Here is a 17,968-nt window from a genome sequence, read left to right on the forward strand (position 1 = left end):
CGTGCCCGCGTCCGCCGAACCGGCCGGGACACTTCCGTCCGCCCTGCTCCTGTCCGGCTTGCCGCCGCTGCGCCGAACCGACAGCCGGGAGCTCGCCAGGGCGGTGTCGGCGAGGGCCCGGTTGGTGGTGCTCGACGACGACCCCACCGGCACCCAAGCAGTCGCCGACGTGCCGGTGGTGACCACCTGCGACCTAGATGATGTGCGGTGGGCGCTCAGGCAGCCGAGTCAGGCGGTGTTCATCCAGACGAACACGCGCAGCCTCGGCGAGGGCGACGCCGCCGAACGCAACCGCCGCATCGTCGACGTCCTCGCCCAGGCATGCGCGGCCGAGCGCGTCGACGCCGTACTGGCCAGCCGCGGCGATTCGACCCTTCGGGGACATTATCCGCTGGAGACCGATGTCCTCAGCGAGGCCCTGAACCGGCACGGTCGGCCGGTCCGCGGCGTCGTCCTCGTCCCCGCCTACCTCGATGCCGGCCGCGTCACGGTGCACTCAGTGCACTACCTGCGCACCGGCCAAGGCCTGCTACCGGTGGGTCGCAGCCAGTTCGCTGAAGATGCCACCTTCGGCTATCACAGCTCCGATCTGCGCGACTGGGTGGAGGAGAAGACCCGCGGCCGCATCAAGGCCGCGGACGTGGTGACCGTCACGCTTACCGACATCCGCGTCGGCGGCCCGGAGCGGGTGACCACGCTGCTGCGTCAGGTTCGGCCGCACCGGCCGGCGGTCGTCGACGCGGCCGAAGAGGATGACCTGCGGACCTTCACCCTCGGCCTGCTGGCCGCCGAGCGCGAAGGGCTGCGCTTGATCTACCGCGTCGGCCCGTCGTTCGTGCGGACCAGATCGGGGCAGGCCGCCAGGCCACCGTTGGCTTCGGGACAGCCACGCGCCATCGGCACGTCCCGTGGCGCGCGCGGCCTCATCGCCGTCGGCTCGCACGTCCAGCTCACCACCGCCCAGTTGTCGCGGCTGCGCCTGCTCGACGATCTGGTCGAGGTGGAGTTGCGGACGGCCGCGATCCTCGACCCCAGCACGCGCGACCAGCACATCGCCGACGTCGCCGCCACCGCCGGGGCGGCCCTGCGCGACGCCGACGTGGTCATCAGCACCACCCGCACCCTGGCCGCCGGGGACGACCCGGACAGCAGCCTCGCCATCGCCCGACGGATATCGGCGGCGCTGACGGAGACCGTCGCCGCGACCGTGCGGCTGCGTCGTCCCGGCTTCGTCGTCGCCAAGGGCGGCATCACCTCCAGCGACATCGCGACCCATGCGCTCGGTATCAGCAGGGCGATCGCGCGCGGCACCCTGTTGCCCGGAATCGTCTCGCTATGGGAACCAGTGTCCGGCCCGTTCGCCGGTGTTCCCTACATCGTCTTCGCGGGCAATGTCGGCGACGAGACCTCTCTCGCCGACGTCGTCACGCTTATGCGCAGCGCATGACCTCCGACCTCCACTTATATGCACCCACGGGCAGGATCACCATGTCTTACCACGAGATATCCGACCGCTCACCACGCATCGCAGTGCTCGGCCTCGGCGCGATGGGCATGCCGATGGCCACGCGACTGCACCAGGCCTTTCCCGTGACGGTGTTCGACGTCAACGACACACGCAAAGCCTGCCTGGTCGCCGAAGGCGCCACCGACGCGCCAAGTCCCGCCGAAGCCGCCGCCGGCGCGGACGTGGTGCTGCTCGCCGTCCGCGACCAGCGCCACGTCGAGCAGGCGCTGTTCGGCGACGGCGGCGCGGCCACGGGCCTGCGGCCCGGCTCGCTCGTCATCCTGACAAGCACCGTCGGCCCACAGACGGCACGAGACGTCGCCGGCCGGCTGGCCCGGGATGACATCGCACTGGTGGACGCCCCCATCAGCGGCGGGCCCGCCCGGGCGGGAACCGGCGACCTCCTCATCGTGGTCGGGGCTTCGGAGGAGGCCTTCCTCCACGCCCGGCCGGTCCTCGACCAGCTCGCCTCCACCCTCATCCGCATCGGGTCCGCGCCGGGCGACGGCCAGGCGCTCAAGGCGATCAACCAACTCCTCGCAGGCGTCCACATCGCGGCCGCCGCTGAGGCCGTCGCCCTGGCCCGGGGGCTCGGGCTGGATCTGGAGGCAGTCCTCCAGGCCACCACATCGGGAGCGGCGGCCTCGTTCATGCTGGCCGACCGAGGCCCACGCATGATCGATTACGGTGAAGACGACGCCCCGGTGCGCTCGCGCCTCGACATCTTCGTCAAGGATCTGGCCATCGTCGCCGACCTTGCCGCCGCGACGCGCGTTCCGATCCCGGTGGCCGCCGCCGCACAGCAGCTCTTCCTCCTCGGCGAGCGCAGCGGTCTCGGCGCGGCCGACGACTCGAGCCTGACCTCGATCCTCTTCCGGCGAGCCTCTCCCCCGCGACCGTGATCGAATGCCATCGCCTGCTGTCCGGAGCGCCGTCAGGCCGGCGAGCATCACCGCCGCGTCTGCCCGCCGAACGGCGAGCACCGCCAACGCGGCCGCGACCACCCGGTAGGGCGCGACCGGCGCGAGGCCGCCGTACAGCGGGCCGAGGTCGAGCACCGGGATGTGGAACCCCAGGACGGTGGGCCAGCCTGTCCGCACCGTGACGATCACCACGGTCTTCACCCGCTGTCCCACCTGGCACAATCTGGTGGCAGGGACTCGCGGGCGTCACATCCGAGAGCGGGCCAGGGAGAGGTCAGCGGGGCTCGCCGGAGCCGAGATGGCGGGTGTCGCCGAGGTAGACCGTGCGGTTGTGGTAGAAGTCGTCCTCGCGCAGCGTGGTGATGCTGCCGGACGGCGCTCGGAAACTGACATGGCCGACCGCCTCGATCGGCATCTTGATCCAGGACGCCACGACGAACGTCAGCGACCCACCGTGCGTCACGATGATCTGGTGTTCACACGGCCGCCGCACGATCTCGTCCATGGCCGCGTAGACGCGCCGCGCCAGCGCCGCCCTGGTCTCGGCGCCCTGCACGCCCTCGTCGTGTTCCAGCCGCTCCCCGTCCGCCGGCGGCGGGACGAAGCGCTGGTCCAGCCACGCCTGCGGTTTTCCCCCTGCCTCTCCGTAGGACTTCTCCCGCAACCGGCGGTCCAGGATCGCTTCGACGCCGAACAACTCGGCGACCTTCTCGGCCGTTTGCCGGGTGCGCCGCAGGTCGGAGGAGAACAGCTCCACGTCGGCGCCGTCGGGGATCCGGGCCCGCAGCGCCCGGGCGACGGAGGCCGCCGCGCCGAGTCCGGCCGGCGTCAGCTGCGAATCATGCCAACCGCCGACGATTCCCTCGACGTGGTGTGTCGCCTCCGGATGGGTGATGGCGTAAAGGGTGCGCATCACTGCATTCTTCTTGCGCGGGGGCGCTGGTTCACGTGATTTTCAGGGTGGCTGCTCGTACGGGTCCCGGCCCGGTGAGAGGGTTCACCGGGCGAACGGGTAGCCGCGCAGCGCGTTCTGGAGGGCCTTTCTGGCGATCTTGACGAAGCCGGGGGTCGCCGCTCCGGTGGAGACGGCCAGGGTCACGGGGATGGGGCCGGGCGGGTCCGGCAGGGACAACCTGACCGTGCGCGGCAGGCCCCACAACTCGTCGCCGTTCGCGATGAGGCAGGCCACGCCCAGCCCGGCCTTCGCCGCCGCGCGTAACCCGACCAGCTCCGATCCCTCGTACGCGACCCGCCACGGAACGTCGGAGGCGTCGAACGCCTCCAGGATGCGGCTGCGCAGCGTGCACGGCTCGGTGAAGAGCGTCAGCGGCAGCGCCGCCCCCTCGCCGTGCGCCGGCTGGCCGAACCAGTCCATGCGCATGCGGCCGAGCTCGTACCCGGTGGCGGAGGCGCGCGCCGAACGCGGCTGTAACAGCAGCGCCAGATCCAGCTGGCCGCTGATCACCTGGCTCTCCAGCGACTCGCTCAATCCGGTTCGCACGCCGACCTGCGCGTGCGGCATGCCCCGGGTGAGCAGCCGCAGGATGTCGGGCAGCGCCTCCGCGAGCTGGTCGCCGATGCCGATCGACACCCGTACGTTCCCCGCGGGCGGGACGAACCGGTCGACGGCCTCGTCGTTGAGCGAGACGATCCTGCGGGCGTACCCGAGGAGTTCTTCGCCCTGGTGGCTGAGCCGCAGCTCCCTCCCGGTGGAGACGAAGATGGGCCCTTTGACGAGGTTGCCGAGCTGGCGGATTTGCTGGCTGATGGCGGGCTGGGTCACGTGTAACGCCTCCGCCGCCCGCCGGAAACCGCCGAGGTCGACGACGGTCACCAGAGCCCTCAGGCGGTTTATCTGCAGATCGTGATACATTTTCCCTTCCGTTCCAGCGAATTACCGTTTTCTCAAGCCTGAAAGTGGAAACCGCCGGGAGCGGTGTGGCCGGCTCCCGGAGATTCCCGGTTCATCCGTCCACACCACCTCCCCTGGCGGACCCCGCTCCACGGGCCGCCGCCGGCGGCGGCATCTCCGCAGGTCAGTACGGCAGCCGAACGCCGCCCGGGGTGCGCGTGTCGAGGTCGAGAGAGATGCTGCCCTTCGACCGGCGGATCGTGCGCTTTCTCTGCGACCTGCTGATCCGGAGCTGTCGCATGACGTCTCCCCCAATCTTTCGATACGGATGCGGCGAGCCTAGGTCGAGAAAATCCGAGAAGCCTACACATATGGCCACGGGCGGAGTGTGAATCTTTCACGCTCCGGAAGTGACGCGGAAACTATGCCCGCCGGGGCCGCCGTTCCAGACTTTGGTGCGTCGGAACACCACACCTGACCCCGAGGGGGCTGCGATGACCACCACACTCGACCGCACCGACCGGCACGTCACCGGCTACGCCATGGCCACCTGGACGGACGCCGAGGACCTCGTCCGCATCGAGGACCTCGACCACCCCGCCCCCGGCTTCTACGCGCTTCCCTCCTACACCGGGTGACCGTCATGAACCGGGCGAATCCTCCGCTGATCGGCTTCAAACGCCACCTGCGAGCGACCACCGTTCCCGGGGAGGCCGTCTACCTCACCTCGGCGCGAAAGACGATCGCGCTCTCCGGGCCGCGGATCCAGGCGCTCGCCCCGCTGCTGGACGGCAGCCGCAGCCTGGCCGAGGTGCAGGAGCACGGAGGACTTTCGCCGGTCGAGCTGGAACAGCTCCTCGGCAAGCTGGCGCGGGCCAACCTGGTCGGGCCGCGCCGGCCCGCCGCCGTCCCGGGCGACGCCGCGGCCGAGGCGTACTGGGACCTGGCCCACATGGACGCCGACCAGGCCGTCTCGAACCTGGCGCGGGCGACCGTCCGGCTGCTCGCGCTGGGCGGAGCCGACGCCGGGCAGGCGGCCGAGACCCTGCGGTCCATGGACGTCACCGTCGGCGAGGCGCCCGCGGCCTTCTCCCTGGTGCTCTGCGACGACTACCTCGACCCCGAACTCGAGCGGGTCAACGCGAGCATGCTGGCGGACGGCCGGCCCTGGCTGCTGGCCAAGCCGACGGGCGCCGACCTGTGGATCGGCCCGGTCTTCCAGCCGGGGACGGGCGCCTGCTGGTCGTGCCTGGCGACCAGGCTGCGCGGGCACCGGCGCGGTGAGCGGTGGCTGCGCGACACGCTGAGCGACCTGGTGGCCCCGCCGGAGGCCTCGCTGCCGCTCACCCGCGCGCTGGGCCTGCACCTCGCGGCGCTGGAGACGGTCAAGTGGCTGGCCGGTTCGCGCGGCGAGCGGCAGAACGCCGTGTGGACGCTCGACACCATGTCGCTGGAGAGCGGGCGCCACCGCGTGGACCGGCGCCCGCAGTGCCCGGCCTGCGGCGACGCCGGCCTCGTCGCGGCCCGCGTGGCCGGACCCGTGGCCGTCGTCTCCAGGGACAAGACGGCCGCCGGCGGCAACGGGCACCGTGCGCTGGCCCCCGAGCAGGTGTGGGAGCGCTACCGGCACCTGGCCGACCCCGTCACCGGCATCACCGAGGAGATCCAGCGCGACCCCCGCAGCCCCTCCTTCGTGCACTGCTACTTGTCAGGACCCAACCTCGCCCTCGCCGACGACAGCCTCTCGGCGATCAGGATGGGCCTGCGCCAGCAGAGCGGCGGCAAGGGAAGCACCGACCTCGAAGCCAGGGTCGGCGCGTTGTGCGAGGCGGTGGAGCGCTACTGCGGCGCGCGGCTCGGCGACGAGCCCACGGTGCGGGGCAGCTACCGCGACCTGGGCGCGGAGCGGGCCATCCACCCCGACGCGTGCCAGCTCTTCCACCACCGGCAGTTCCTCGGCCGCGACGCCTGGAACGCGGCGAACATGGCCTTCCAGCGCGTCCCCGAACCCTTCGACGCCGCGGAGGTCATCGACTGGACCCCGGTCTGGTCGCTCACCGCGAACCGCCACCGCCTGCTCCCCACCGACCTGCTCTACTTCACCAGGAACGGCCACGCGTCGCTGCGCGCCGACTCCAACGGCAACGCCGCGGGCGCCAGCGTCGAGGACGCGATCGTCCAGGGTTTCCTCGAGTTGGTCGAGCGCGACGGGGTAGCACTGTGGTGGTACAACCGCACCAGCCACCCCGCCGTGGACCTCGACTCGTTCGACGACCCGTGGATCGCCGGCCTCCAGCGGCGCTACCACGGTCTCGCCCGCGAGCTCTGGATCCTCGACATCACCTCAGACCTGGGCGTGCCGGTCATGGCGGCGGTCTCCCGGCGCGTCGACAAGCCCGCCGAGGACGTCATGCTGGGCTTCGGCGCCCACTTCGACCCGCGTGTGGCGGCGCGCCGCGCGCTGACGGAGCTGGGGCAGCTGCTGCCGTCCGTGGTGGGCGCCCGCGCCGACGGCAGCGGGTACGGGCCGGCCGACCACCACATCCAGCACTGGTGGCGGACGGCGACCACGACGAACCAGCCCTACCTGCGCCCCGGCGGGCGCGGGCCCCGTAAGGACCTGACGGACTATGCGTACACCCCACGCGAGGATCTGCGCGACGACATCGAGCACCTGCTCGGGTTGGCCCGCAGCCAGGGCCTGGAGGTTCTCGTCCTCGACCAGACACGCCCCGACATCGGCATGCCGGTGGTCAAGGTCATCGTCCCCGGCCTGCGCCACTTCTGGGCGCGGTTCGCCCCCGGCCGGCTCTACGACGTGCCGGTCCGCCTCGGCCGGCTTGCCGCGCCCACCGCGTACGAGGACCTCAATCCCATCCCGTTGTTCCTGTGAGCCACCCGAGTATGGAGTAGCGATATGTCCAGAGGGCCCTTCCCCCTGTGGTCCTTCCGCGAGGACGTGTACATCGAGCCCGTGCCTCAACGCAGTGTCGTGGTGGTGCACAGCCGCTGGGAGGACACGACACTGCCGAGCCCCAGGCCCGCCGTGCTGGAGGCCATGCGGCGGATGAGCCTGGGGCCGATCTCCCTGGGCAACGTGGTCCTCGAGGACCCCGACAGGCGGGAACTGGCCGCGCTGCTCGACCGGCTGCACCATCTCGTGGTGCGCTCGTTCGGCCTGGACCAGGAGCAGCCGCTGATCTCCGTGATCCCGCTCACCCAGCAGGCCCGCTTCCGGCTCCCGGAGACGCCGCTGGCGCACCCGGTCCGGCTGTCCAGGTTCGCGCTGATCCGGACCGACGGCAACCACTGCTCCATCGAGTCCCCGCTGTCGCTGCACCGGGTCATCCTGCACCGGCCCGACGCCATGGCCCAGCTCGGCGAGCTGATGCGGCCGGCCGTACCGGCCGAGCAGGCGGCCGACTCGGTGATCACCTACCTGATGGCCGCGGGCATGGCGGTGCAGGCCGAGGAAGGGGATCCGTTCCAGCCGGTGCGCTTCGCGGAGGACTGCGACCCCGCCCTGGTCGCCTGGTCGCCGTTCGACCTCATGTTCCACACCCGCTCCACGCTCGGCCGGCACGATCACGACTTCGGGGCGACCTATCCCCTGGGCGAGCAGCGGGCCGTCGAGCCCGTGGTGAAGCCGGGCTCCGCCGAGGCCGCCATCTCGCTGCCGCGTCCCGCCTGGGACCGGCTGGTCGCGGCGGACCCGCAGCTGACCACCGCGGTCGAGGCCGCAGAGCCCGGCCACCGCCACGCCGGGCGGCCGCTGACGGCGGAGAAGCTCGGCGAGCTGCTGTACCGCGCGGCCAGGGTGCGGGCGCTGATCGGCTCGTCGCTGGAGAGCTCGGCCACCGCGACCAGCGACCGCCCCTACGCCAGCAGCGGAGGCCGCTACGAGCTGGAGCTGTACGCGATCATCGACAGATGCGCCGGCATCCCGCGCGGCGTCTTCCACTACGACCCCTTCGGCCACCGGCTCGAACCGATCCCCGCCGACCCGGCAGGCGCGGACGAGCTGCTGCAGACCGGCAGGGTGGCGGCCAACCTGGCGGGCACGCCGTCCGCGCTCCTCTTCATCACCGCGCGTTTCCGCAGGGTGTCGTGGAAGTACGACGGGATGAGCTATGCCCTGGTGCTCAAGAACGTCGGCGCGCTGAGCCAGACGCTCTCCCTGGTCAGCACCGCCATGAGGCTGTCCGTCTGCCGGATGGACATCGGCGACACCGACACCGCGCCCCGCGTGTTCGGCCTCGACTGGCGCGTGGAGTCGAGCGTCGGCGGGTTCGTCATCGGCCACCACGCGGGGCCCGACGTCGAAGGACCGGCGGAGCGGTACGCGGTCAACGACGACGACTGGGCCGCCAGGGCGCGGGCCATGCTGACCTGATCGTGGATCTGTTGTACATTGCGTGCGGACCCCGGCTGCCGACGAGGGGGCCCCGTCGGGCTTCGGAGGAGAAGTCGATGGCTGGACAGTCCGGTTTCGCGCAGCGCTGGCTGGCACGGCTGGTTCCCAGGTCACAGGTGGAGCTCAGGACGGGCGGGCTCGGCGCGCTGCGCATGGCGCGGGCGGTGACGATCGCGGTCCTGCTCGGCTACGTCGCCAACGTCTCGTTCTTCGTCTGGGTCGACGGTCTGCGCGGGGCGGGCCTGGCGGTTTTCGGCCTGTGCCTGGCCGTGTTGTTCCTGCTGCAGCTCGCGCATTCGACGGGCGACAGCCTGGCGTGGCCGGCCCGGACGCGGGTTGCGACCCTGTCGGCCCAGGCGGTGGTGACGTTCGCCCCCTTTCTCTGGGTCGGCCCGCAGGCCGGGACCATCGCCGGCTTCCTTGCCGGATCCATGCTGCTGACCGTGACGGGTCCGTTCCGTTGGGCGCTCTACGCGCTGGTCGGCGGCGGGGTGCTGCTCGCCCTGTCGCCGGGACAGGTCGACGCGGTGGGCCTGTTCTACGGTGCGTACTTCACGCTGCTGACCGGGCTCATGGTGTACGCCGTCAGCTCCCTGGCGTCGCTGGTGGACATGCTGCACGCGGCGCGCGGCGAGCTGGCCAGGATGGCCGTGGTCAAGGAGCGCCTGCGGGTCGCCCGCGACCTGCATGACCTGCTCGGACACGACCTGTCGGCGGTGACGGTGAAGAGCGAGCTGGCCTACCGGCTGCTGCCCGCCGCCGCCGAGCGGGCCCGCGAGGAGCTCCAGGACGTCCTGAAGGTGGCCCGCCGCTCGCTGGCGGACGTCCGGGCGGTGGTGGGCGACTACCGGCCCATGTCGCTGGCCGCCGAGCTGGCCTCGGCCGAGTCCATGCTGGCGGCCGCCGAGATGCGGGTGCAGGTCCACAGCTCCGTCGAGGGCCTGTCGGAACGGCTGGAGACCGTGCTGGCGGTCGTGCTGCGCGAGGCCGTCACCAACGTGTTGCGGCACAGCAAGGCGCAGCGCTGCGTGATCGAGGTGGCGGTGGACGACGGCCGGGTGCGGCTGCGCGTGGCCAACGACGGGGCCGAGCCGTCACCCGGTGCGGCACCGTATGCGAACGGCTCCGGGCTGGGCAACCTCGAGGCCCGGTTGACGGCCATCGGCGGCACGCTGGAGGCGGTCCGGGTCGAGCACGGGTGGTTCGCGTTGACGGCGGTGGCGCCGTTGCGGTCGGGGACGGCCGAACGTCCGCCGGGCGAGGCCGCCCCGTCAGGCGAGGTGGCCTCGCAGCCGTGGCACCTGCGCGTGGCCCGGCTGGTCACCGTCGTGGTGCTGGCCGGATACGGCGTGCTGCTCGTGATCAACGTGCTCGCGCTGGAGCAGCCGCCGGTGGATCTGGCCGGCGCCGTGGGGTGCGTCGCCGTCCTGGTCGGCGCGCAGATCGTGATGTCGCTGCGTGACTCGCGCTCGTGGCCGGTGCGGGCCCGGGCGGGGATGCTGGCGCTGCAGGCGGTGGTCACGGTGCTGCCGCTGGTGTGGATCGCCATGCCATGGGGGTCGATGGGCGGTTTCCTGGCCGGGTCGTTGCTGCTCACGCTGGCCGGATGGCCTCGGTGGGCGCTGTACGCGGCGGCCGGCGCCGGCGTGCTCCTGCTGTCGCTGGCCTACGGCGAGCCGCTGGATTGGAGCGCCTATCTGACGATCTCCACGCTGCTGACCGGGCTGGTGGTGTTCGGCGTCAGCTCCCTGTCCGGCCTGGTGAAGCAGGTCGACCAGGCCCGCGGCGAGCTGGCCAGGATGGCGGTGACGCGCGAGCGCCTGCGGGTCGCCCGCGACCTGCACGACCTGCTCGGGCACGACCTGTCGGCGATGACCGTGAAGTCGGAGCTGGCCTTCCGCCTGCTGCCCCGGCTCGCCGGGCGGGCCAAGTCGGAGATCGCGGACGTGCTCGACATCGCTCGCAGGGCGGTCGCGGGCGTGCGCTCGGTGGCCAGCGGCTACCGGCACATGTCGCTGGCCGCGGAGGTCGACTCGGCCCTGTCCACGCTGACCGCGGCCGGGATCGACGCCCGCGTGGACATCGCCGCGGACACGATTCCCGACGAGCTCGACGCGGTGCTCGCGATGGTGCTGCGCGAGGCCGTCACCAACGTGCTGCGCCACAGCGACGGCGCCGGGTGCCGGATCACGGCTGACGGGGACGGGCGTGAGGTGCGCCTGAGCGTCGCCAACGACGGCGCCAGGCAGAGCCCGGTCCCCCTGCTGGAGGGCGGCACCGGCCTGGGCGATCTGGCCGGGCGGTTGCGGGCGATCGGCGGGCGGCTCTCGGTCGAGGCGCACGACGGGACGTTCCGCCTGGTCGCCACCGCGCCCGCCGGGGCTCTCAGCTCGCGGGTTGACAGCAGGGCTGACTAAGGGTAAGGAGCCGGCGGCATTGCCTCTTCCCCGAGGATGAGTACGATTCGGGGGCAGACGGTTGGACCTGTGGCCTGATCCGATGGCGGATAGCGGCATTTCGGCGTGTGGCGCCGCACCCGGTCGCACGATGGCGGGGACCCTCGTTACCGCTGGGGCGTGAACAAGGGGAATGGGCATTGTTGTCGCTGAAGATCCTCCTCGCCGAGGACGTGCACATGGTGCGCGGCGCGCTGGCCGCACTGCTCGACCTGGAGCACGACCTGACCGTGGTGGCCCAGGTCGACACCGGTGACAAGATCGTGCCCATGGCGCTGGAGACCCGTCCCGACGTGGCGATCATCGACGTCGACCTGCCGGTGCTCGACGGCCTGTCCGCGGCCGAGGAACTCCACGCGAAGCTGCCGACCTGCCGCACGCTGATCCTCACCGGCCTCGGCCGCCCCGGCACGCTGCGCCGAGCGCTCTCGGTGTCGGTCTCCGGCTTCCTGCTCAAGGACCAGCCCTCCGACAGGCTGGCCCAGGCCGTACGCGAGGTGGCGGCCGGGCGGCGCATCGTGGACCCGCAGCTCGCGCTGACCGCGTGGGACGTCGGCGAGATGCCGCTGTCGGGGCGGGAGGTCCAGGTGCTGCGGCTGGCCGCGGACGGCGCGGAGCCGCCGGAGATCGCGGCCGCCATGCACGTGTCGGTGGGGACCGTGCGCAACTACCTCACCAAGATCGTCACCAAGCTCAACGCCAGGAACCGCGTCGACGCCATTCGCATCGCGACCGAGGCCGGCTGGATCTGACGCGGGTCCGGCGGCGGGGCCACCGGGGGCGTGCGGGCGTCCGCCACCACCTGCGATCAACGCTGGGAGAACGCGGCACGGTCGGGTTCGGGCAGCCACTGGCGGCCGGGGTCGTAGGGGCGGAAGCCGGTGCGCACGGAGTCGACGAGCCGGGCCAGCATCGGATGCTGGTTCTGCCGGTGGAAGAGCAGCGAGCACGGATAGACGGGGGCGGGCCGGACGACCGGGATCTGGACGACACGCGGGTTCCAGGGCAGCCGGCACGCCAGCCCCACGAGGCTGATACGTCCGCCGGAGGCGATCTCCTCCACGAAATACTCCCAGCCGAAATCCGGCCCGCTGTCGTCGATCGGGATGTCGAAGGCCTCGCCCAGCAGGCGGTAGTAGTCGGCCCACTCGCTGCCGGGGACGTTGCCGGGCATCCACATGGTCGAGCCGGCGAGCCGTTCGACCTCCACCTCCCGGAGGCCGGCCAGCGGGTGGTCACGGCCGGCCAGCAGGTGCACGGGCTCCAGGTAGGCCGGCACGTGCCGCAGGTGCTCATCCAGAGGTCCGTTGGCGCGGGCGAAGGCGGCGTCGACGGACCCGCGGGCGAGCGCGCCGCGTGCGGACCTGAGCCCGTTGGAGGTGATGATCTCGACGTCGGCCTTCTCGGTGGCCTGGTGGAACGCCCTGACCAGGTCGACGGAGGCCGAGAGCCGCGTGTCGAGCACGTCGATCCGCAGCGCGCGGCGCCGGCCGCGCAGCGCCTCCACCGCCTGGTCGGCCAGCCCGACGAGGGCCCGCGCGTGCGGGAGGAACGCCCTGCCGTCCTCGGTGAGCGCGGCCCCGTTGCGCGAGCGGAAGAGCAGGGTCAGGCCGAGGCCTGACTCCAGCCGCGCGATCCGTTTGGAGATGGCCTGCTGGCTGATGCCCAGCTGGACGGCGGCCTCGCTGAAGGAGCGGTCCTCGACGACGGCGACGAAGGCGCGCACGGCGCCGAGATCCAGCTCTGCCACAACCTCTGGTTGTGGCGAATCGGCGTGTTGATTGTTGGACAACCCTTCCTGCCCTCGGGTCGAATGCTCGGGTCGCGTACGAGCCTACAACCACAAGGAGTCCCGGCCTGTGGGATCTTTCGTCCATCTGCACGTGCACACCGAGTACAGCATGCTCGACGGAGCCGCCAAGGTCGGCCTGCTCATGGACGAGGTGGCACGGCAGGGCATGCCCGCCGTGGCCATGAGCGACCACGGCAACGTGCACGGCGCGTACGAGTTCTACCACGCGGCGCGCAGGGCGGGCGTCAAGCCGATCATCGGCATCGAGGCCTACGTCGCCCCGGCTTCGCGGCGCCGCCGGCAGCCGGTGTTCTACAGCGACAACCTCGCCATGCGCAGGTCGAACGACGACACCGGCGAGGGTGGTGACGTCTCGGGGCGCGGCCTGTACACGCACATGACCATGTGGGCGGCGGACGCGCGGGGGCTGCGGAACCTGTTCCGGCTGCAGTCGCGGGCCTGGCTCGAAGGACACGTGCAGAAATATCCGCGTATGGATGATGAACTGTTCGCCGAGCACGGCCAGGGCATCATCGCCACCACCGGCTGCCCGTCCGGAGAGGTGCAGACCCGGCTCCGTCTCGGCCAGTACGACCAGGCCGTCGAGGCCGCCGCCCGCTCCCGGGACGTCTTCGGCAAGGACAACTACTTCCTGGAGCTCATGGATCACGGCCTGGCCATCGAGCGCCGGGTCCGCGACGACCTCCTCAGGCTCGGCCGGACGCTCGGCCTGCCGCCGCTGGCCACCAACGACTCCCACTACGTGACGGAGAGCCAGGCCCAGGCGCACGACGCGCTGCTGTGCATCGGCACCGGCAAACGGCTCGCCGACGCCGACCGGTTCCGCTTCGGCGGCAGCGGCTACTACGTCAAGAGCGCCGGGGAGATGCGTGCGCTCTGGGACGCCGAGGTCCCCGGCGCGTGTGACAACACGCTGCTGATCGCCGAGCGGATCGGCGACTACGGCGAGGTGTTCGCCCACCGCGACCTGACTCCGCGCTTCCCCGTCCCCGAAGGCGAGAGCGAGTCGAGCTGGCTGCGCAAGGAGGCCCTGGAAGGCGCGCGCCGCCGCTACCACGGCGAGCCGTCCCAGGACGTGCTGGAGCGCATCGACTACGAGCTGTCCGTCATCGACACCATGGGCTTCCCCGGCTACTTCCTGGTGGTCGCCGACATCTGCAGCTTCGCCCGCGAGAACGGCATCGGCCTCGGTCCCGGCCGCGGCTCGGCCACCGGGTCGATGGTCGCGTACTGCACGGGCATCACCGAGCTCGACCCCATCGAGCACAAGCTGATCTTCGAGCGCTTCCTCAACCCCGAGCGCGTCACCATGCCCGACGTCGACCTCGACTTCGACGACCGGCGGCGGGACGAGATGATCGACTACGTCACCCGCAAGTACGGCGAGGAGCACGTCTGCCAGATCGTCACGTTCGGCACCATCAAGGCCAAGGCCGCCATCAAGGACTCCTGCCGCGTGCTGGGCCTGCCGTACGCGCTCGGCGACCGCATCACCAAGGCGTTCCCCGCGGCGAACGGCGGCAAGGAGATCCCGCTCGCCGCCATCCACGACGACCGCCACCCCCGCCACGGCGAGGCCGCCGAGCTGCGCCAGATGTACGAGCAGGACCCCGACGTCAAGCGGGTCATCGACACCGCGACCGGCGTGGAGAACCTCACCCGGGGCACCGGCGTCCACGCCGCCGGCGTGATCCTGTCGTCCGAACCCCTGATGGACGTGGTGCCGCTGGTCAAGCCGAAGGCCGACGGCCCCGTCATCACCGGGTTCCCGTTCACGCAGGCCGAGGACATGGGCCTGCTGAAGATGGACTTCCTCGGCCTGCGCAACCTCACCGTCATCGGCGACGCCGTCGCGAACGTGCGCGCCAACAAGGGCATCGACATCGACATCCACGACGTGCCGCTCGACGACCCCACGACGTACGAGCTGCTGGCCCGGGGCGACACGCTCGGGGTGTTCCAGCTGGACAGCGGCGGCATGCGGGTCCTGCTGCGGCTGATGCAGCCCACGACGTTCACCGACATCGCGGCCGTGAACGCGCTCTACCGGCCCGGCCCGATGGAGATGAACGCGCACACCAACTACGCGCTGCGCAAGACCGGCAAGCAGCGGGTCGAGCCCATCCACCCGGAGCTGGAGGAGGCACTCGAACCCATCCTCGGCGACACCTACCACCTGGTGGTCTTCCAGGAACAGGTCATGGCGATCGCCCAGCAGCTCGCCGGATACTCGCTCGGCGGCGCCGACATGCTGCGCAGGGCCATGGGCAAGAAGAAGAAGGAGGTCCTGGACGCCGAGTGGGACACGTTCTCGGCCGGCATGCGCGGCCGGGGGTTCTCCGACGAGGCGATCAAGGCGGTCTGGGACGTCCTGGTGCCCTTCAGCGGCTACGGGTTCAACAAGTCGCACACCGCCGGCTACGGCCTCGTCTCCTACTGGACCGCCTACCTCAAGGCCAACCACCCCTCCGAATACCTGGCCGCGCTGCTCACCTCCGTCGGCGACGACAAGGACAAGATGGCCGTCTACCTGTCGGACTGCCGGCGGCTCGGCATCAAGGTGCTGCCGCCCGACGTCAACGAGAGCCGCCTCGACTTCGCCGCGGTCGGCTCCGACATCCGCTTCGGCCTCGGCGCGGTCCGCAACGTCGGGGCGAACGTGGTGGACGCGATCGTCACCGCCCGCGCCGCCAAGGGGCGCTACACCGGCTTCAACGACTTCCTGTCCAAGGTGCCGACCGTCGTCTGCAACAAGCGCGTCATCGAGTCGCTGGCCAAGAGCGGCGCGTTCGACAGCCTGGGGCACGACCGCGCGGCCCTGGTCGCGGTGCACGAGCAGGCCATCGACGCGGTCATCGACCTCAAGCGCAACGAGGCGCAGGGCCAGGACTCGCTGTTCGGCGAGCCGGGCCAGGCCGGCGCGTTCTCGGTCGCGGTCCCCGACGGCGAGTGGGACAAGGCCACCCTGCTCGCGTACGAGCGCGAGATGCTCGGGCTGTACGTGTCGAGCCACCCCCTCGACGGCGCGGAGCGCGTCCTCGACGCCCACCGCGACGTCACGATCGCCGGCCTGCTCGCCTCCGAGCGGCAGGAGGGCGTGACCCGCGTCAGCGGCATCATCTCGGGCCTGCAGCGCAAGGTCACCAAGCAGGGCAACCCGTGGGCGATCGTCACCCTGGAGGACCACGACGCCGCCGTCGAGTGCCTGATCTTCCCCAAGACGTACACGCTGTACGGCGAGCTGCTGGCCGACGACCGCGTGATCTCCGTCAGGGGCCGCATCAACGTCCGCGACGAGACGATGAGCATCTACGGCGAGGAGATCACCCTCCTTGACGTCTCCACCGCGAACACCGCCTCCCCCGTCGTCATCTCGATCCAGGAGACGCGCCTGAACCAGCGGCTGGTGCGGGAGTTCAAGCACATCCTGGCCGCCCATCCCGGACGGGCGCCCGTACACGTGCGCCTGCACCGCCAGGGCCGCAAGGACCTGCTGCTCAACCTCGAACCCTTCAGCGTCGCCGCGGAGCCGGCGTTCTACGGCGACGTCAAGGCGCTGCTGGGGGCCGGCTCGATCGGCGCGGCATGAGCCCGGTGACGCCGAGCGCAGCCTGCCCGCGCTGCCGCACCGGCGAGGTCCTGGCGGTGCTGCGCGTCCCCCACGGCTGGACGAACGCCTCGGGGCGGCCGGTCAGGGGCGTCCGCGAGGTGGTGCTGTGCGCCCGCTGCGACGCCGGCCATCCCGTCGCGGGGCCGCTGGTCGCGTACCTCATCGTGCACGAGGAGGTCGAGCCCGCCCAGCTGGCCGGCCTCGCGCCGCTCCTGCGCCGGTGGATGGACGGTGCCCGTCCCTCAGCGCTGGACGAGCACGCGCTGCGAGCCGAGATCGAGGCCTGGCGCCGCGGCGACCTGTGACCCCCGCTGCCCGGCACGATCACCGCGCGCGAGCGGCATCGCTGAACGCCTCCGGGGCCGCCCGCGTATCTCCTCATGACCCGCCGATCGTGAGGAGGCGCCCACAGTGGCCGTTCCCGCAGGGACCGGGCGGACCGCGACGGCCGTCGCGCTGGCGGCGGCCACGATGCTCGGCGCTCCCGGCACGGCCGCCGCCGACCCGTCTCCCGCCGAGGCCAGGGCCAGGTTGGTGAAGCTCAACGAGCGGGCCGACCAGATGGTCGAGCGGTACAACCAGGCCACGGAGGCCCACAAGAAGGCGAAGAAGGCCTACGACGCTCTCAACGCCGAGCTCGGGCGCCGGTCGGCCCGGGCCGACGCCCTGCGCCGGGACCTCGCCGCGCTGGCCGCCCGCGACTACCGGCTCGGGTCCTTCCCCGCCTGGAGCGCCCTGACCGGCCGGAGCGACCCCGAGGCGGTCCTCGGCTCCATGGCCTCCCTCGACCAGATCGCGCAGGCCGAGGCGGCGAAGGCGCGCGCCTTCGAGGCCGCCGCCAAGGACCTGCGCGACCGGCGCGACCAGGCCAGAGGCGTCCTGCGCAACGCCGACGCCGCACGCGACAAGGTACGCGGAGAGAAGGCGAAGGTCGACAAGCTGGTCGACCAGCAGACCAGGCTCCTGCGCCGGCTGGGCGCCTACAACCAGGGCAACCCGAGCAGCCCCGGCATCCCGTACACGGGGGCGGCCTCGGGCAACGCCCGCGCGGCGCTCGAGTTCGCCTTCGCCCAGGTCGGCAAGCCCTACCAGTACGGTGGCACGGGCCCGGGCTCCTTCGACTGCTCCGGTCTCGTCCAGGCCGCCTGGCGCGCCGCGGGGGTCAAGCTGCCGCGCACCACCTGGAGCCAGTGGAGCTGGGGCGCCGCCCGCCGCGTCCCCCTGGACGAGGTGGAGCCCGGCGACCTGCTCTTCAGCAAAGGGCTGGGGCACATGGGGATGTACGCGGGCGACGGGAAGATGGTGCACGCGCCGCAGACCGGAGACGTGATCAAGGTGGTCGACCTCGACGGCTACTGGCGGGGCCGGCTGGCCGGCGCGGTCCGGCCCTGAC

General features: G+C 71.6%; 13 protein-coding genes. 10 read left to right on the plus strand and 3 right to left on the minus strand.

Going from position 1 to position 17,968, the window contains the following annotated elements; all coding sequences use genetic code 11:
- The first annotated feature begins 1 nt into the window (after position 1).
- The gene (locus ABGB14_RS35250; RefSeq protein WP_347648171.1) at positions 2–1,447 is read left to right on the plus strand and encodes a four-carbon acid sugar kinase family protein; all 1,446 of its coding nucleotides are present in this window, start codon (positions 2–4) and stop codon (positions 1,445–1,447) included.
- 41 nt (positions 1,448–1,488) lie between these two features.
- Positions 1,489–2,409 carry an NAD(P)-dependent oxidoreductase gene (locus ABGB14_RS35255; RefSeq protein ID WP_347648172.1) on the plus strand — a complete coding sequence of 307 codons (921 nt, stop codon included), beginning with the start codon at positions 1,489–1,491 and terminating at the stop codon, positions 2,407–2,409.
- A 295-nt stretch (positions 2,410–2,704) separates the two neighbouring features.
- Here the strand turns inward: ABGB14_RS35255 and ABGB14_RS35260 are convergent, their stop codons facing one another.
- Positions 2,705–3,343: a histidine phosphatase family protein gene (locus ABGB14_RS35260; RefSeq protein ID WP_347648173.1), complete on the minus strand. Its 639-nt coding sequence runs from the start codon at positions 3,341–3,343 to the stop codon at positions 2,705–2,707.
- 84 nt (positions 3,344–3,427) lie between these two features.
- A complete protein-coding gene (locus ABGB14_RS35265; protein WP_347648174.1) occupies positions 3,428–4,303 on the minus strand; it encodes a LysR substrate-binding domain-containing protein in 876 nt (291 codons plus the stop codon).
- 473 nt (positions 4,304–4,776) lie between these two features.
- Between ABGB14_RS35265 and ABGB14_RS35270 the strand changes: the two genes are divergently transcribed.
- From ABGB14_RS35270 to ABGB14_RS35290, 5 genes are all read left to right on the plus strand, one after another.
- Positions 4,777–4,920, plus strand: a complete 144-nt coding sequence (locus tag ABGB14_RS35270) for a hypothetical protein (protein ID WP_347648175.1) — start codon at positions 4,777–4,779, stop codon at positions 4,918–4,920.
- 5 nt (positions 4,921–4,925) lie between these two features.
- Complete coding sequence (locus ABGB14_RS35275) at positions 4,926–7,175, plus strand: TOMM precursor leader peptide-binding protein (protein WP_347648176.1); 2,250 nt, start codon at positions 4,926–4,928, stop codon at positions 7,173–7,175.
- A 24-nt stretch (positions 7,176–7,199) separates the two neighbouring features.
- On the plus strand, positions 7,200–8,675 hold the full coding sequence (locus ABGB14_RS35280; RefSeq protein ID WP_347648177.1) for a SagB family peptide dehydrogenase: 1,476 nt from the start codon (positions 7,200–7,202) through the stop codon (positions 8,673–8,675).
- A gap of 77 nt (positions 8,676–8,752) precedes the next feature.
- A complete protein-coding gene (locus ABGB14_RS35285; RefSeq protein WP_347648178.1) occupies positions 8,753–11,113 on the plus strand; it encodes a histidine kinase in 2,361 nt (786 codons plus the stop codon).
- 179 nt (positions 11,114–11,292) lie between these two features.
- Complete coding sequence (locus ABGB14_RS35290; RefSeq protein WP_347648179.1) at positions 11,293–11,904, plus strand: response regulator transcription factor; 612 nt, start codon at positions 11,293–11,295, stop codon at positions 11,902–11,904.
- A 56-nt stretch (positions 11,905–11,960) separates the two neighbouring features.
- Here the strand turns inward: ABGB14_RS35290 and ABGB14_RS35295 are convergent, their stop codons facing one another.
- Complete coding sequence (locus ABGB14_RS35295; RefSeq protein WP_347648180.1) at positions 11,961–12,902, minus strand: LysR family transcriptional regulator; 942 nt, start codon at positions 12,900–12,902, stop codon at positions 11,961–11,963.
- 109 nt (positions 12,903–13,011) lie between these two features.
- Between ABGB14_RS35295 and dnaE the strand changes: the two genes are divergently transcribed.
- From dnaE to ABGB14_RS35310, 3 genes are all read left to right on the plus strand, one after another.
- Complete coding sequence (gene dnaE, locus ABGB14_RS35300; protein ID WP_347648181.1) at positions 13,012–16,554, plus strand: DNA polymerase III subunit alpha; 3,543 nt, start codon at positions 13,012–13,014, stop codon at positions 16,552–16,554.
- Positions 16,555–16,559: 5 nt separating this feature from the next.
- Positions 16,560–16,880, plus strand: a complete 321-nt coding sequence (locus ABGB14_RS35305; protein ID WP_347648182.1) for a DUF6300 family protein — start codon at positions 16,560–16,562, stop codon at positions 16,878–16,880.
- A gap of 106 nt (positions 16,881–16,986) precedes the next feature.
- Complete coding sequence (locus tag ABGB14_RS35310; protein ID WP_347648183.1) at positions 16,987–17,967, plus strand: C40 family peptidase; 981 nt, start codon at positions 16,987–16,989, stop codon at positions 17,965–17,967.
- Position 17,968 lies beyond the last annotated feature (1 nt).

Origin of the sequence: Nonomuraea sp. B10E15, from assembly GCF_039871615.1 — a bacterium.
Taxonomy (GTDB): Bacteria; Actinomycetota; Actinomycetes; order Streptosporangiales; family Streptosporangiaceae; genus Nonomuraea.

What these genes read in the sequence shown, in the direction of transcription:
- ABGB14_RS35255 (WP_347648172.1), top strand. Translation starts at nt 1,489, where the DNA reads ATGTCTTACCACGAGATATCCGACCGCTCACCACGCATCGCAGTGCTC.
- ABGB14_RS35260 (WP_347648173.1), bottom strand. Translation starts at nt 3,343, where the DNA reads ATGCGCACCCTTTACGCCATCACCCATCCGGAGGCGACACACCACGTC.
- ABGB14_RS35265 (WP_347648174.1), bottom strand. Translation starts at nt 4,303, where the DNA reads ATGTATCACGATCTGCAGATAAACCGCCTGAGGGCTCTGGTGACCGTC.
- ABGB14_RS35270 (WP_347648175.1), top strand. Translation starts at nt 4,777, where the DNA reads ATGACCACCACACTCGACCGCACCGACCGGCACGTCACCGGCTACGCC.
- ABGB14_RS35275 (WP_347648176.1), top strand. Translation starts at nt 4,926, where the DNA reads ATGAACCGGGCGAATCCTCCGCTGATCGGCTTCAAACGCCACCTGCGA.
- ABGB14_RS35280 (WP_347648177.1), top strand. Translation starts at nt 7,200, where the DNA reads ATGTCCAGAGGGCCCTTCCCCCTGTGGTCCTTCCGCGAGGACGTGTAC.
- ABGB14_RS35285 (WP_347648178.1), top strand. Translation starts at nt 8,753, where the DNA reads ATGGCTGGACAGTCCGGTTTCGCGCAGCGCTGGCTGGCACGGCTGGTT.